Origin of the sequence: Micromonospora avicenniae, assembly GCF_900156065.1 — a bacterium.
Lineage (GTDB): Bacteria > Actinomycetota > Actinomycetes > Mycobacteriales > Micromonosporaceae > Micromonospora > Micromonospora avicenniae.
The window spans coordinates 21,241-36,313 of sequence record NZ_FTNF01000032.1 but is presented as its reverse complement, the minus strand read 5'-3'; the positions used below and the strand labels follow the sequence as shown (position 1 = coordinate 36,313).

The following is a 15,073-nucleotide window of genomic DNA, read 5'->3' as shown; positions in this document are numbered from 1 at the left end:
ATTCACTGTGGGGTGTCCCTGGTCCCGGCCAACACTTGGCGATGCGCCAAGATCGTTGGGCGGATTGCCACGGGACACCCCACCATCCGTCGAGGGGCGCGATCGCTGGCGGCACCATCGCCGGCCTGGCCAGCCCGACCGGCCTCGCGATCACGCCCGATGGAAGCCGGGTCTACGCGGCGCTCTCCGGCTCCAACGAGATCGCCAAGATCGACGCTGCCACCCTCGCCGTCACCCGGCAGATCGACCTGTCCGCGTACCCCTCCCCTACCAACCTCTCGCTGGACGGCGACCGGCTCTGGGTGGGCTACGGCGTGAAGGGCAGCTGCGCCGGCGGCATCCTCAGCCTCGACCTGTCCGCCGCGGCATCCGCGCCGGTCCAGGTCGCCGACCGGATGTACGGCGCGCCGCCGGCCGCGGGAGCCGGCACCACGGTCGCCACCGGCGAGTCCGGCCTCAGCCCCAGCAACCTGCGGGCGTACGACGTGAGCACGACACCGGCCACCCTACGCGGCATCATCAACGGCTCCGCCAACGGTTTGTGGGACCTGAACGACCTCACCATCACGCCGGACGGCGCTCACGCGATCACCGTCTTCCCCGGCTCTGGCCTGGACGTGTGGGACACCACCACGCTGACCAAGGTCCGCACCTACGGTTCCCGGTCGGAGTACCCGGGCGCCCCGCGGTCCGTCGCCCGCAGCGCGGATGGCGCACACCACGCCGCCGCCTTCGACAACGTCGCCGCGGAAGGTGCCCGGTTGGTGGCTGCGGATGATCAACCTGCTGTCGACCACCACGTCCACCATCGCGTCCAGCGTGCGCCGCTCCTTGTACGGCCGGCTCTCAGCGTCCCGGGCCAGGTAGTCGAGCACCTCGGCGCGCTCGAAACCCCTGGAGGCGGACGCCGTGGCCGGGTCGTGCCCGAGGCCTTCGACGAGGGCGATCAGGTGTCCCGCTCGGTTCCCTGCTCGGTGGTGTCCGGCAGCCGCTCGGCCGGGTAGGCGTCCAGCATCGCCAACGTCGCCACGGTCTCGCCGCGACGCCGCCCGGTCCGGCTGAGGCCCTCTTCGAGCAGGTCACGGTCATACCGGGCCGCCGACACACGTCTCGACGGATGTCCTAAACGGGCGCTCGAAATCCCTGCACGTGTTCGGTGTCCCTCCGACACCCGGCCAAATACATTGATCAACGATGATCACAAAACCGGCGAGGAAGCTGGTGGCGGAAGCGACCGCAGCGAGCGCGGCCGGTCATGGACCAGGGAGAAGAGGACCGAAATTGGTGGCTACATCACCTGGCATACGTCGAGTGTTCGGGGCCGGCCTCTTGGCCGCGCTGGTGTTCACGTCGGTCGCGATGGTCGAGTCACCGTCGCCGGTCAGAGCGGAGCCCTCGCAGTGCAATGAGTTCCCGGAAGGCCAGGGAAGCGAGACGGTCGAGGGGTATTACCAGCCTGCGGAAATCGAGCGCGTGGTCCAGCAGCTTGAGCAAACCGGCCAGGGTGTGACCACCGACGTTATCGGAACGTCGAACCAGGGACGACCGATCTACTCGGTCCGAGTGGGCTCCGGCGACAAGGTCATCTTCCTGCAGGCCGGAATCCATGCGAACGAGCCAACGGGAACGATCGCACTCGTCAACGTGCTCAAGAGCTTGAGCGACAGCTCGAGTCGATCGCAGCAGATCCGCGAGGCCGTGACCATTGTCGCGGTCCCGCAGCTGAACCCGGACGGGGCTGTCCCATATCAGCGGGAGAACCACCAGACCTGGGACGATACGGTCGCGATGTTCCCGCAGCTGGCAGGCGCGCCGCCGGCGTTCTACCATTCGCTTCCCGGCCCACGGTTCTGGTCCGATCCGCGGGTACCCGGCTTCGACCTGAACCGCGACTTCAACCCGGACTTCGACTATGTGCCGCAGGCGGGGGACCTTCCCGGCAGCGGCTCGGTGCGCGGCATGTACCTCACCCCGGAGGCGCGGGCTTCGCGCGACCTGTACACCGCGCTGGAGCAGGAGTTCGGCCTCGTAGACGTGTTCGTGGACCTGCACAATCAGGCGCCCTGCAACACGTTCGACGACGGCGACGCGCATACTCCCGACCTGCACACGCCGATGTCGATCTCGGCGCAGTTCCTCCGTGACCCCGGCTCGCACGGCGCTGGGGCCGTGTATCCGAACTTCGGCTGGGACGCGTCACGCCGCGCGAACGTCGCCGCCTGGGAGGGCGTCCAGCGCGGAGGGTCGACGTTTTCCGGCGTGACCCGTTACCCGCAGAACCTCGACCTGGCCGGCTCGGCCAACGCCTCCTACCAGCTGCGCGGCAGCGCAAGCGTGCTGATGGAGGCGGGCCGCCAGCGCCACGCCAACCCGCAGTGGCGGCACGGATTCATCGCGAAGGTCCACGAACTGGCGATGATGGGAATCATCGACTCCCTCGTCGACGACACCTTCCAAGACATCGATCCTGACCGCTACGAGGAGATTCCGGTCCGCAACGGCTGACCGGCGGGACCCGACCATCACGGACGACGAGGAGACATCGATGCAGAGACGGACGACGGCGGCGGCGCTCGGTGTGCTGCTGACCGCGAGCGTCTTCACGGGAGGGATCGCAGCGGCGCCCCCCGCGACGGCGGCGGAGGCCCCGCCGGAGGGGATCACCCACGAGGAGAACGACCGGGTCCCGGAGGGCTCGGTCTGGACGGAGCACTATTTCCCGTCGACGGACGGAGTCGAGCTGCACGCCGACGTGCTGCGGCCCGAGGGACTGCCGGCGGGCGCGAAGACGCCCGTCATCCTCTCCGTCGGGCCCTACTTCGGCCACGCCGGGCAGACCGGGCCCGAGGGCTTCACCCACACCGGGCCGTCGTCACGCTTCAACGACTTCCTCGAGGGCGCCGACCTTTTCGACGAGGGCTACACGTACGTCATGGTCGACCTGCGCGGGTTCGGCGGGTCAACCGGCTGCCTCGACAACAAGGGCCCGGGCGAGCAGAACGACGTCCGCGCGGCCATCGAGTGGTCGGCCTCGCAGCCGTGGTCGAACGGCAACGTCGGCATGTACGGCAAGTCGTACGACGGCGCCACCGGTCTGATGGGCAACAACCTGAAGATGCCGCAGCTCAAGGCGGTCGTGGCGCAGGAGTCGATCTGGACCGGGTACAACTACCTGTTCTCCAACGGGGTGCCGCGCCCGAACGCCACCGGCACGCCGAACTCCTACAACAGCATCGCCACGATCGACCCGCTGGCCGACGACACCTCGCGCTACCAGGCCAACGCCCGGTACGAGGAGTCGCACCCCGAGTGCCTCAGCGAGAACATCGCTGACAACTACGAGCCGGACCCGAACGCCCCGTTCTGGCAGGCGCGCGACATGGCAACCATGGCCAAGGGCACGACGACGCCGCTGTTCGTCACGGCGGGCTTCATCGAGAACAACACCAAGCCCGAGGGGATGGAGGAGTTCCTCAAGAACCACGTCGGCCCCGAGCGCGGCTGGCTGGGCCAGTGGGACCACGTGCGCGGCAACGACCGCGTATCCGACGGACGCCTGGCGATGGGCCGCGAGGGTTGGTTCGACGAGGTGATGAGCTTCTACAACCAGTACCTCAAGGGCGAGGAGCCGACGAAGACGTACCCCACGTACTCGATCGAGGACAACCTCGGCGAGTGGCGGGCCGAGCCGACCTGGCCGACCCCCGACCGCCGCATCACCGTGGCGCTCGGCAACGGCACCTACGTCGACGACGGCGGCGCCGCGGGCGTGCCGTACGCGTCGTCGCCGTCCACGCTCGCCCTCCCGAAGAGCTACGGGCAGTGGGACATGGAGAGCGCCCCGAGGCTCGAAGGGCTCGGAGCGACGCGCAAGGCGACCTCGCCGTCGTCCGACGGGGCCTCCGCGGAGCCCGCGTCGAGCTACCTCGTGTGGTCCGACGTCGTGCGGCGTGAGACGCGGCTGACCGCCACGCCGCGCGTCGAACTCACGGCCGGTGCGGCGGGCAACATCATGGTCAAGTTGTGGGACGTCGCGCCCGACGGCACGGCGGTCATGTTCGACGAGAACGTGTCGCTGGTCAAGAAGGGCCGGGTCGGGTTCGACCTCAAGTCGACCGACTGGACGCTGCAGGCCGGGCACCGGCTCGCGGTCGAGATCGGCTCGATCACGACCGGGAGCTGGCGGGACACGCCGTCGGGCGACACGATCAGAGTGAGCGGCGCCATCCTGCGGCTGGCGACGGAGAGCACCACGGACGACGTGCCGACCGCGGGTGGGCGCTCGCCGTTCCTCGACAGCTACATCCGGGCGTACACGCGCACCTTCCCGGAGCCGGGCACGCCGAGATTCCGACTCTGAGCAACGGATCAGGACCAGCGCACGCCACGGCGTGCGCTGGTCCTGACACCACCGGATATCCTCTCGTCAGAGTCAGGAGCGGCTGCCGCGTTGCGGTGGTCGGATCCCTTGCCACCTGGTGTCTGGCTCATAGTGGTCGAGCACGTTCATGAGCATCGGATCTGCCGGTCGCCGATCCCAGTGCCAGCGTCTTGCGGCAGGCCCGGCAACGACTCGGTGTGGCCCCGCTGCGGGCCTTGTTCGACCTCCTCCGCGGCCCAGCGGCCACCGGCGCTGTCGCTGAGTGGTGGCGTTGCCTGCTGCGGTCGTCGTCAACGGCACCGTGCTCGCCGTCGCGGACTCGCCAGCCGACCTGAAGCAACGACGTAACCACGGCGGATCCAGCTACCCGAGCATGCGGCTGAGCGCCCTGCTCACCTGCGGCACCCGCTCGGTGCTCGGCGCGCTGTTCGACCCGATCACCACCGGCGAGATCACCCAAGCCCATCGGTTGGCCCGCAGCCTGCGCCCCGGGATGCTGCTCCTGGCGGCCGCAACTACGCCGCCGCCGGCCTGACCACCACCTTCACCGCGGCCGGAGCCGACCTGCTGATCCGCTGCAAGACCGGCCGGAGACTTCCACTGATCCGCCGCTGTCACGACGGATCCTGGCTGTCGGTCATCGCAGGCCAGCCAGTACGGATCATCGAATCCGGGATCAGCATCACCATCATCGGCGGCAGCCACACCAGCGGCTATCGGTTGATCACCACCCTGCTCGACCCACGTCGCCGCCCGGCCGCCGACCTCGTCCGCCTCTACCACCAACGGTGGGAGATCGAAACCGCCTACCTCGAACTCAAGCCCGCCATCCTCGGCGGCCGGATCCTACGCACCCGCACCCCCGACGGTGTCGATCAGGAGGTCCACGCCCTGCTGATCGTCTACCACCGACTGCGCACCGCCATGGTCGACGCCACCGACAGCAGGCCCGACCTCGCCCCGGACCGGGCCAGCTTCACCACCTCCCTCCAACCCCGGCCCGCGACCAAGTCGTACACGCCGCCGGCGCCATCGCCATCGACCTGATCGGCGTCATCAGCAGCCACGTCCTGGCGCACCTGCTGCCCGAGCGCCGCGTCCGGGCGAAAACCCGCATGATCAAACGCTCGAACTCCAAATACCAGGCCCGCGGACCCGACATCGACTGCCGCACCTATAAGGCCACCACCAGTATCAACACCGACGAACCTTGACGAATCCGCCATCGGGGTCTGCTGCACGGTCCTGCTTGTTGATTGGCACCGGACAGGGATCATGGTCAGCCCACCAGGGCTACGTGCCCTGACCCCCCGCAGCTTTCTTGATCATCCCTGGCATCATTCGCTCTCGTGTCAGCAGCGATCTCGTTCAGCCCCGAGCACGGCCTGTGGATGTTTCCCCGCAGGCAGCACAGCATCGAATGCTCGACGTGGGCGAAGGAACGGTTCAACGAGTTCGTCGAGCTCGAGCTCCTGCGTAACGGGATGGCGAGCCGCAACGAGTGGATCGACGTGGTCGTGGCTCTCGTCCCTCGACCCGACAACGACTACAACCCTCAGGCGATCTCGGTCGCGCAGCCGATCACGTACGGGGGTTCGTACCGGGACCGGCACATGGGGTTCGTGTACGACGCCGACCACTGCTTCGTCGGCGGAGCCCGCTTCCGTGAGCTGGCGGCGGCAGCGCAGGGAGCTGAGGTCGGTTGCCACGCCCGGCTAAAGGCCGGCCGCTCGGACGCCGAGTTGCAGCTGTGGGTGCCCTCACCTGAGGAGGCGCTCGCGCTCATCGATGACTTCCTAAGCCGAGGCAGGAACCCGGCGCGCCATGGTGCCGACCAGGCTCTAGTCACGTCCGCGCTCGCCGCGCGGGCGATGGACCGCGTTCCTCGAGCACGGGCCGAACAGGCTGCAGCCCTCGAAAAGGAAGCCGAGCGCCGCGTACACCGGTGGCGGCAGGCACCGCCCAACGGCGTCACAAGCACACCGCTTCGCATCCAACAACGGTCCGTGTTCGGCCACCACATGGTTTACGTCGTCAACCAGGCCGGAGGCCGCATCGGACAGCTCAGGGACGGCGCGCTGTTCCTCGACGACGAACGCCACCGGCGAGCAGCTCTGGACGCGCTCGAACGCGCGGGCATACCGCAGCACGATGCGATGGTTGGCGACTGGTTCCCGGACGCGGTGCTGGTGCACCGCGGTGCGCGGTGGCTCCTCAAGCCGCGCGACGGCGGGTCGCCAATGGGCTGGTACGACCCCGACACCAAGGTTCTACACATCCATGCCGACGCATATAAGGAACCCGCCGAGATCCTCCTCCAGCGGCACGGCATCGTGCCCGTCGCAACTCGTTGGGCTGCACCCGACCCTGAGCGTTTCCTCCGTCACCTCGGTATCACCGATCGGTACGAAGCCCAGTCACGGCGGGCGTCGGACCTGGCCGAACAGCAGGCATGGCGGATGTGGGCACGTCACCGCGACGTGTTCCCCGACGGCTTGGCGGACCTGTCTGCCCTGCGGTGGACCAACGAGCAGCAGAATCCGATCTTCGCCAGGGAGGACACCTACTGGCTCCACCACGACAGCTATTACCTGCGCGACCTTGAGGCCCTCTTCGGCCCTCATGACCACGGCGAATACCGACACGACCAGAAACCCGTTCCATGTCGCCTCTGCGGCAGGGATGCGCTGACGGCAACCCGGCGGGAGGAGCCGGGTGCCAAGCCCCTCGCGTACTGCTCCGGGTGTGCCAGCCGGGCCGTGAAGGGATTCCTGGTCGATCGCGGCTCCGACGAGCCGTGGGAACCACTGGCCATCTGGAGCTTGCAGCAACTCGCCGCGGAACTGGGCGGCCCGCCCAGCCAGGCGCAGATCCCGCGACTGGTGTCGACCGCGGACCCGGCAGTCACCGATCGGGCGATGCTCATCCGCATGCACGTCCCGCGCGCTCGGATGCGCCGCGCACCTGCCCACGCCGAGCAGCGCGCACCACTCATCTGGGCGGACTGGCTGAAGCGGGCCGGGCTGCTCGGGGATGGAGTGCAGACGGCTCGCGGCACCGTCACCGTCGCCTCGGACGGCCACCTGTGCCGCTCCCTCCTTGAGCGGCACGTCGACGACTTCCTGACCGCGAACGGCATCGCCCATGAAGTGGAGCCCTACTGGCCCTACGACGCCGACCTGAACACAACCGGCCTGCGCGCCGACTGGCTGCTCGACGACGGCACCTACGTCGAGGCATGGGGGCTACCGGATGAGCCGGCCTACGCGGGCAAGATGGAGCGGAAGGTCGATCTCGCCGCTCGCACGGGCATCCGCCTCGTCGGCGTGACCTCGGCGGACCTTGGCAACCTACACAAGGTCTTCGCGCCGTGGGTCATCGGCGAGGCTCAACCGGTGCCGGTCCCCGCGTCGGGCAAGCTCAACGATGCCCGGCTTCAACGCCCCAGGAAGCCTGGTTCACCAGCGACACGAACTACCAACACCAACGCCAACGCCGAAACACGCGCCGCCCGACTTGAACGCTGCCGACGGGCGGTCGCCCTCCAAGAGGCGGGATTCAGCCGCGCCGCAATCGGCGAAGAGCTGGGAATGGGCGCGGAAGCGGTGAAGGCCCTCCTGCGGGACGGGAAGTTCTACTCGGCCCCCGAATCCGATCCCGCACGTCGTCAGCTGGCGATCGAAGCCAACGAGGCCCGGAGCAAGGGCATGACCAAGGAGCAGTTCCGGCAGGCGCGGGCTCTCACGCCCCCGAAGGCGCACGAGTGCTGGAAGGACGCCGACGTTCTGTTCGAGCGCCGCGAAGGTTGATGGCCTGCGGGAAATCCGGATTTGGCCACCGCCCGGGACGGTGTGTCGCACATGCCTTTGTCCGCCGTCTAACGCCGCCCCGCCCCGTTGACCTGATCGGCTCGTGCACCTGCCGAGAGCTGGGAGTCGGCTGACGACGGCGCGAATTCGAAACCGCAGCCGTTGCCGGTGGTGACCAAAAGGACGGCCTTCTCGGCGTACGACGTGAGCCTTACCGGCGGTAGTCCGGCATGCCGCAGATGTTGGTAATCACTTCGTTGGCCGCCTGCGGAATCACCTCGATGGCGGTCTGCAGCGGTCGACCAGAGCCTCCCACAGCGCCGGTCGTCTCCTGCCGCAGCCACGCCGGCATCGCGACCTCGCGGTTGTGCCAGCGCTGGTTGACGCCTACCGCGCCGCCCTCGACGCCTGCAACGATCAGGGCGTGTCCTGCGTGCCGGCCGGTAGGGCCTCCAGCCACCCCTGCAGGAGCAGACAGTTCCTCGATGTCGCCTTCGACGTCGCCGCTTCGTCGGCTTCGCTCTTCGCGACTCAGTCGCCCGAGATGATTCCTTGAGCCGCTGCGACGCCGTTCGCTAACCATGCGAAGCCGCCCACCAGTTCGGTGGGCGGCTTCTGCTTGTGCAGCGTCTAGTTCTGGTTCAAGTTGACGATGACACCCTGGTTGGCGCAGGCGGTCTGCAGCCCGCTGATGTGGGTTCCCATCGGGCCGAGGAACGCGAGCGCGCCCATCTCCTGGTCTTTCGGCAGGTTTGACACCTGCCATGCGATATCGACCAGCGCGGTGCCGTGCTCCTTGATGTCGTCGTGGCGGGAGTCCTCGAACTGTCCCCGCACCTCCCGGTACTCCGCCTCGGTCAGCTTGTCGTCGCCTGCGTCGTCGTCACCGACGATCTTCTGCCCGTCGCGCATCGCCTTGCACGCGGCGACGCCCGAGTCTTCCTTGATGAACCCCTCGTAGACGGCGAGGCCTGCGACAGCGACGACCAGCACCGCTGCGGCTGCAGCAAGCCCGACGACGAGCGGCTTGCGGCCTTGGCGCGCGGGGGCAGCCGGCGGCTGCTGGTCGGGCTGTGGCGGCATGTACCCGCCGGTGGCCGGCTGGTACTGCTGTGGCGGGTATGCCGGGGCTACGCCCTGCTGGTAGGGCTGCTGCGGCGGCTGGGTCGGGTACGGATCGGTCATATTCAGCTCCCACGTGTGACAACCTGTCGATGGTGGTCGTGTTGTTCATGAGGGAACTAGTTGTGTCAGGTAGCTGACTACGGGTTTAGCCGCTCAGGCGAGGCGCTTTCCCTTGTCCGTGGCAGGGTCGTATCGACCTTCCAGCCACATCAGGAACCGGTCGAGATGGAACTCGCGGAGCTCCTTCGAGCGAGGCTCATAGCCGCCCCGCTCGTGCGCCCGACCGTACTGGTCCGCGAGCTGGCGCAGGTCGCTGATGAGCCCGGCCGGGAGTTTCGGGTTCGCCACGGGAGGTGCTCCTTCATTAGCCGGCGATGCGCTTCGGGTAGTCGGTGCTGAGGTCGTAGCGGCCCTCAAGGTAGTCGATGAAGCGGCTGACATGGCCAACACGGGAACGCACAATGGGCTCGGTGCACGGATCCTCCGGCGGTCCTGCTCGTACCCGTGGAACCCGGCAGGCCTCGACTACCACGACCCGCAAGACGGGCGCGGCGACGACAAGCACTGTCGGGCGCAGGAGCACCCGTAGCGGGGGCAACGGCGGGGACTGCGCCGACGTCGCCACCAACCTTCCCGGCGTCGTCGCCGTACTGCGATTCGAGGGAGGCCCCGACGGGTCCGTCCTGACCTTCACGCCCAATTCGAGCGCAAACGACGGGCAGCACGCAGCGCTACCGGTTGATATCGTCGCCGTGACCACAATGGCCGTCGATGAGTGAGTCCCTGGGGAGGGTCGGCATGTGGGCGGACGAGGCTGCGCTCGACGCGGTGGCGCAACGACTCGACCGTTGGGAGGCGTCCTTCGCCGACCGGGCGCAGCGCACGCGGTCGCTGACGTCGCAGATCGAAGCGCTTACCGGCACCGCGCACAGCCCAGACCGGACGGTCGAGGCCACCGTGGACCCGTCCGGCCAGCTCGTCGACCTGCGCTTGGACGAGCGGATCCGCCATCGCCCGACCGCGCACATCGCCGAGCAGATCATCGCAGCCGCCAGAGCGGCGTACGCCGACCTGCTCCGGCAGGTCACCGAGGTGACCCGGGAAATCCTGGGCGACGACCCGGCCGGGGCGGCCATCGTCGAGTCCTATCAGCGACGTGCGCGGCCCGAGGCTGGTGGCACCGGTGCCGCCCGGTGACGGCATCCACGTCCGGCCGGAGGACCTGATCGCCCACGCCGGCCGCCTCGACCGTACGGCCGGCCGCCTCGACATCGCGCGAGCCGCCGGCCAGCACATCCGGCTCGACGCCGACGCGTACGGACAGCTCTGCGTACTCATGCCGATACTGCTGGACGGCCTGCAACGCACGCTCGTGGACGGTATCGGCGCGGCGGCCGATTCGGTCCGTGGCAGCGCCCAGCGGCTGCGGCTCGGTGCGGACCGCTACCTGGCCACCGACGCCCGCGCCGAGCGGCTCCTCGGCGAGGTGCGGCGTCAGCAGTGACCAACCCGCTGGTCGCCGCCCCCGCGGACACCTCCCCCAGCCCATGGGCGGGCGTGTGGATCCTGGAGGACATCGAGCTCATCCACCAGGGTGTCCGCGACGGCAGCTGGATCGACGGAACGCTCGGCGCGGTCAGCGCGAGCCTTGACGCGCTCGCATTCGTCTCCGACCCGGTCGGCGCTCTCCTGCAGTACGGCGTCGCCTGGCTGATCGAACACGTCAAGCCACTCAGCGAAGCCCTCGACTGGCTCGCCGGCGACCCGGCCCAGATCACCGCCCACGCCCAGACCTGGCGCAACACCGCCGCGTCGCTCCGCGAGACCGCCATGGATCTGGGCCGCGACGTCCGTGCCGACGTCGGCGAGTGGGGCGGCGCCGCCGGCCCCGCTTACCGCGCCTGGGCGGGCGAACAGCAGCAGGCGATCACAGGGCTGGCCGCGGGCGCCGACACGATGGCCACCATCACTGAGGCGACGGCGGGCCTCGTCGCCGCCGTGCGGCTCCTCGTCCGCGACGCCATCGCCACCTGCGTGTCCCGTCTCATCGTGTACGCCGCCGAACTCGTCGCCACGGCCGGGCTCGCCACTCCCCTGGTCGCCGAGCAGGTCACCACCCTGGTGGCGTCCTGGGCCGCCCGGATCGCCAAGCTACTGCGCGGGCTGATCAACAGCCTCCGGAGGATCATCCCGGCTGCCCGCCGGCTCACCGAACTGATCGACAAGCTCAAGCAGGCGCTCGGCCGACTCGGACGCGCGACGTTGGACGAGGACAGCCTCAGCCGGGTTCGCGGAAAAGGTGCCGGTCCTCGGATGCCGATGAACATGGAGGCGGTACAAAACATCGCTGCCAAGTACGGGATCGACATCGCCGGCATCCCGATCACCATCAACAACCGGGTTTCAGGCGTGTGCGGGGTGACCCGACCCGACAACTCGGTCATGCTCTGCCGAGAGGCGTTCCGCAGCGAGGAAGACCTGGCCCGTACGCTTGAGCACGAGCGTTTCCACGTCGCTGAACTGCGCGAAGGGCAGACATACCCGGCCACCCGTCACGAGGTCGACGCCTTCGAAGACCGGGCGTACGCGCATGAGGAACGATGGTGGACCGACCAGTCGGTCAGGCCGGAGGGAGCACGGTGATGGCCACCTTCGACGAGTGGCTAAACGCGTACGACATTGTCTACCGCACGTCTCCGGCGGCATCGAATCTTGCCTGCCCGAACTGCGGGCATCGGACCCTGCGGGTCGTGTTCACGGCGCAGCCAAGGGCCGGGCACGGCTATGCCTCGTTCTGGTGCGACACCTGTCTGGAGGGGATCTACCTCTCTCGGACACCCATTCCCGTGGGAGCCGACGTCCGCTCGATCCACGATCCGATTGAGGATCGCAACCGTGGAATACCTGACTACCGTCTGGCGACGTAAGCCACGGCGCTAAGGCAACGCACCAGGCACGACTGCAGGTCCCTCGTAGCGTGGAGGCCGGAGCTTAAAGCAACCAACTGACGGCGGACATCTCCCCGCTGGTGACGCTGAGCCATCTGACTTCCAGCGGCCCCGCCCGAGATGCCGAACGTTAAGCTGCTCGCACCATGAACCAAGACGCCTATCGCAGCCGTACGGAGCACGACCTCGGGCGCCGGCTGCGCGCCTTCGCAGACGAGCGAGAGTGGGGGCAGTTCCACACGCCGAAGAACCTCGCCATGGCGTTGGCTGGTGAGGTCGGCGAGTTGATCGCCGAGTTCCAGTGGCTGACGCCGGAGCAGTCCGTCGAGGTGATGTCCGATCCGGAGGCCTCCGGCCGGGTCAGGGCCGAGATCGGCGATGTGATGATCTACCTGACCCGCCTCGCGGACGTGCTCGACATTGATCTCGTCGACGCGGCACTCAGCAAGCTCGAGGATTCGGCCCGCCGCTACCCGGTCGATCAGGTTCGAGGCTCCGCCGCGAAGCGGTAGGGGTCCTCCGAACGGCCGTGGCGGAGAGTTGATCTCTTCGCTACAGTCCACCACATCAAGGCGCGTTACGACGGGCTTCCGGCTCATGCCGGACACGCCCCCCATGCGCACGATCACTTCGTGCTGCCCGGGGGCATGTTTTGTCGACATTCCGCACCTCCGCCGATGGTCTTCTGCGCCTGGTCGGTAACGGCACTCTCGCGGATCGGATCGCGGAAAGCATGGGCCGTAACGTGAGCCCGGCAGAGCGTCGCTCCTGGTCTCGCAGCCTCGAGGTGCTGGGGCAGGATCTCACCGATGCCGGCCTGGGACAGGTCGAGCTACTGGTGGAGTACCAATTGCCGCTGACCAGCAAGCGGGTTGATGTGGTGCTCGCCGGCGTCGACCCGAGAACCGCCGACGACTCCTACGTCGTTGTGGAACTGAAGCAATGGTCCTCCGCGGAGTCCTATGAGGGCTCGGAGCGCCTCGTGGCAGTCGAACACGTCCGGGGCCCGCGTCTGCACCCAGGCGTGCAAGTCGAGCTGTACTGCGAGTACCTGACGGACTTCCTCGGCGTCCTGGCCGGTCACGGCAGCCCCGTGCGTGGGGTGGCGTATCTGCACAACGCGGTCGACCGTGACGTCAACGATCTATTCGCGCGACGCCCAACCGAGCAGAGTCGGATCTTCACGAAGCAGCGGCGCGGACAGTTCCTCGACTACCTTCGCACCCACCTGGCGCCCAAATCCGGGGTCGGCGCCGCAGACCGCTTCCTCACCAGCAGTGTGCGGCCGAGCCGACGCCTACTGGCTTACGCGGCACAGGAGCTGAAGGAACGGTCGCATTTCACGCTCCTCGACGAGCAGCGCGTCGCGTACGAGCTGGTGCTGCACGCCGTGGAGCGCGCGCGTTCGGCGGACCATAAGAGCCTAGTCGTCGTCTCTGGTGGGCCCGGCAGTGGCAAGAGTGTCATCGCGCTCTCGGTCCTAGGCGAACTGGCGCGGCAGCAGCGGACGGTCATGCACGCGACCGGGTCTCGCTCCTTCACGCAGACGCTGCGCCGCTACGCCGGCCGGGGCTCTACCCGGCTAAAGAACCTGTTCGGGTACTTCAACAGCTTCATGTCGGCTGAACGGAACGGCTTGGACGTACTGATTTGTGACGAGGCGCACCGGATTCGGGAGACCTCTGTCAACCGGTTCACGCCGAAGGCGAAGCGGGACAAGGCCCGCTCGCAGATCGATGAACTGATCGCCGCCGCTCGGGTGCCGGTCTTTCTGCTCGACGAACACCAGGTGGTCAAGCCCGGCGAGATGGGCAACGTCGAGGTCATTTCGTCGTACGCGAAGCAGTTGAACCTGGATGTCGAAATGGTGGAGCTGCACGGCCAGTTCCGCTGTGGAGGCAGCGACGCCTACGAGCAATGGGTCGTCGATTTGCTCGGCCTCGACGGCGGTGAACCGTGGGTCTGGACCGGCGATGGGCGCATCGACGTGCGCCTTGCCAATTCGCCGGAAGATCTGGAGATCTTCCTCGCCACAAAGCAGGCGGCCGGATTGACCGCACGGCTGTCCGCTGGCTACTGCTGGCCTTGGAGCGATCCCCGGCCGGACGAAACGCTGATCGCAGACGTGCAGATCGGCAGCTGGTCGAGGCCATGGAACGTCAAGAGCGACCGCAGTGTCGGCGAGGCACCCGGAAGCGCGTTCTGGGCCACCGATCCGAACGGCTTTGGTCAGATTGGCTGCGTCTACACGGCGCAGGGCTTCGAATACGCCTGGTCCGGGGTGATCATCGGGCCGGATCTGGTGGCCCGTGACGGCCGACTCGTGACCCGGCGAGAGCAGTCGAAAGATCCAGCTTTCCGAAGTCGCAAGTCGGTCAGCGACGCCGAGGCCGATCTGCTGATCCGGAACACGTACAAGGTCTTGCTGACCCGCGGCATGCGCGGCACTGCGATCTACTCCACAGACCCGGAAACCCGCGAGTATCTCGCGTCGCTAGTGAAGGTGACCCGCCCAGTGGAGACGTCATACGAGCCGGACCTTTCGGAAGTCTGAACGTCCAGGAAACGCTTCCCCGATCTGGGAGACCATCAACAGAGCGTTAATTCCGCTACCGGTGTGCGGGTCGGTGGTAAACCCTGCCAACCGGCAGGTCGTGACCAGGCTCGGCCGCCGGGCTGGTCTATGCGGTGCAGCCCAGATGCTCTTGGTGCAGGTGCACGCGATTTTCAATCGTGCGGCGGATCGGCTGGGTCACGCGGCTGGCGACGGGGCGCTGAGCCGGAGCGGCGCTCGTCTGGAGGGGCCAGCC

General features: G+C 67.8%; 15 protein-coding genes. 12 read left to right on the top strand and 3 right to left on the bottom strand.

Annotated features, from left to right (window positions below; translation table 11 throughout):
- Positions 1-41 precede the first annotated feature (41 nt).
- From BXA10_RS28420 to BXA10_RS28400, 6 genes are all read left to right on the top strand, one after another.
- Positions 42-1,004, top strand: coding sequence for a YncE family protein (locus BXA10_RS28420; protein WP_076473919.1), 963 nt, complete (start codon positions 42-44; stop codon positions 1,002-1,004).
- Positions 1,005-1,311: 307 nt separating this feature from the next.
- A complete protein-coding gene (locus tag BXA10_RS28415) occupies positions 1,312-2,505 on the top strand; it encodes a M14 family zinc carboxypeptidase (protein ID WP_175649335.1) in 1,194 nt (397 codons plus the stop codon).
- Between the two features lie 40 nt (positions 2,506-2,545).
- Positions 2,546-4,360, top strand: a complete 1,815-nt coding sequence (locus tag BXA10_RS28410; RefSeq protein ID WP_076473918.1) for a CocE/NonD family hydrolase — start codon at positions 2,546-2,548, stop codon at positions 4,358-4,360.
- 292 nt (positions 4,361-4,652) lie between these two features.
- Positions 4,653-4,916: a hypothetical protein gene (locus BXA10_RS32330; protein WP_245828605.1), complete on the top strand. Its 264-nt coding sequence runs from the start codon at positions 4,653-4,655 to the stop codon at positions 4,914-4,916.
- The gene (locus BXA10_RS32325; RefSeq protein ID WP_342742915.1) at positions 4,913-5,428 is read left to right on the top strand and encodes a transposase; all 516 of its coding nucleotides are present in this window, start codon (positions 4,913-4,915) and stop codon (positions 5,426-5,428) included. The genes BXA10_RS32330 and BXA10_RS32325 overlap by 4 nt, the downstream gene beginning before the upstream one ends.
- Before the next feature lie 302 nt (positions 5,429-5,730).
- Positions 5,731-8,190 carry a hypothetical protein gene (locus BXA10_RS28400; RefSeq protein ID WP_076473917.1) on the top strand — a complete coding sequence of 820 codons (2,460 nt, stop codon included), beginning with the start codon at positions 5,731-5,733 and terminating at the stop codon, positions 8,188-8,190.
- A gap of 211 nt (positions 8,191-8,401) precedes the next feature.
- Here BXA10_RS28400 and BXA10_RS31150 read toward each other — a convergent pair whose 3' ends face one another.
- From BXA10_RS31150 to BXA10_RS28385, 3 genes are all read right to left on the bottom strand, one after another.
- Positions 8,402-8,773 carry a hypothetical protein gene (locus BXA10_RS31150; protein WP_139338204.1) on the bottom strand — a complete coding sequence of 124 codons (372 nt, stop codon included), beginning with the start codon at positions 8,771-8,773 and terminating at the stop codon, positions 8,402-8,404.
- 47 nt (positions 8,774-8,820) lie between these two features.
- The gene (locus BXA10_RS28390) at positions 8,821-9,375 is read right to left on the bottom strand and encodes a hypothetical protein (protein ID WP_076473915.1); all 555 of its coding nucleotides are present in this window, start codon (positions 9,373-9,375) and stop codon (positions 8,821-8,823) included.
- A gap of 93 nt (positions 9,376-9,468) precedes the next feature.
- Positions 9,469-9,663: a hypothetical protein gene (locus BXA10_RS28385; protein ID WP_076473914.1), complete on the bottom strand. Its 195-nt coding sequence runs from the start codon at positions 9,661-9,663 to the stop codon at positions 9,469-9,471.
- A gap of 423 nt (positions 9,664-10,086) precedes the next feature.
- On the opposite strand from BXA10_RS28385, the gene BXA10_RS28375 reads away from it, so the two are divergent.
- The 6 genes from BXA10_RS28375 to BXA10_RS28350 all read left to right on the top strand — a co-directional run bounded on the left by BXA10_RS28375 (position 10,087) and on the right by BXA10_RS28350 (position 14,817).
- On the top strand, positions 10,087-10,512 hold the full coding sequence (locus tag BXA10_RS28375; RefSeq protein WP_245828603.1) for a YbaB/EbfC family nucleoid-associated protein: 426 nt from the start codon (positions 10,087-10,089) through the stop codon (positions 10,510-10,512).
- Positions 10,499-10,819, top strand: coding sequence for a type VII secretion target (locus BXA10_RS28370; protein WP_076473930.1), 321 nt, complete (start codon positions 10,499-10,501; stop codon positions 10,817-10,819). The genes BXA10_RS28375 and BXA10_RS28370 overlap by 14 nt, the downstream gene beginning before the upstream one ends.
- Complete coding sequence (locus BXA10_RS28365) at positions 10,816-11,958, top strand: WXG100 family type VII secretion target (RefSeq protein WP_245828601.1); 1,143 nt, start codon at positions 10,816-10,818, stop codon at positions 11,956-11,958. The genes BXA10_RS28370 and BXA10_RS28365 overlap by 4 nt, the downstream gene beginning before the upstream one ends.
- The gene (locus tag BXA10_RS28360) at positions 11,958-12,242 is read left to right on the top strand and encodes a hypothetical protein (protein WP_076473929.1); all 285 of its coding nucleotides are present in this window, start codon (positions 11,958-11,960) and stop codon (positions 12,240-12,242) included. The genes BXA10_RS28365 and BXA10_RS28360 overlap by 1 nt, the downstream gene beginning before the upstream one ends.
- Positions 12,243-12,409: 167 nt before the next feature.
- Positions 12,410-12,775 (top strand): nucleotide pyrophosphohydrolase, encoded by a 366-nt coding sequence (locus BXA10_RS28355; RefSeq protein ID WP_076473912.1) that lies wholly within the window; start codon positions 12,410-12,412, stop codon positions 12,773-12,775.
- A gap of 140 nt (positions 12,776-12,915) precedes the next feature.
- Positions 12,916-14,817, top strand: a complete 1,902-nt coding sequence (locus BXA10_RS28350) for a DUF2075 domain-containing protein (RefSeq protein ID WP_076473911.1) — start codon at positions 12,916-12,918, stop codon at positions 14,815-14,817.
- The last annotated feature ends 256 nt before the right edge of the window (positions 14,818-15,073 follow it).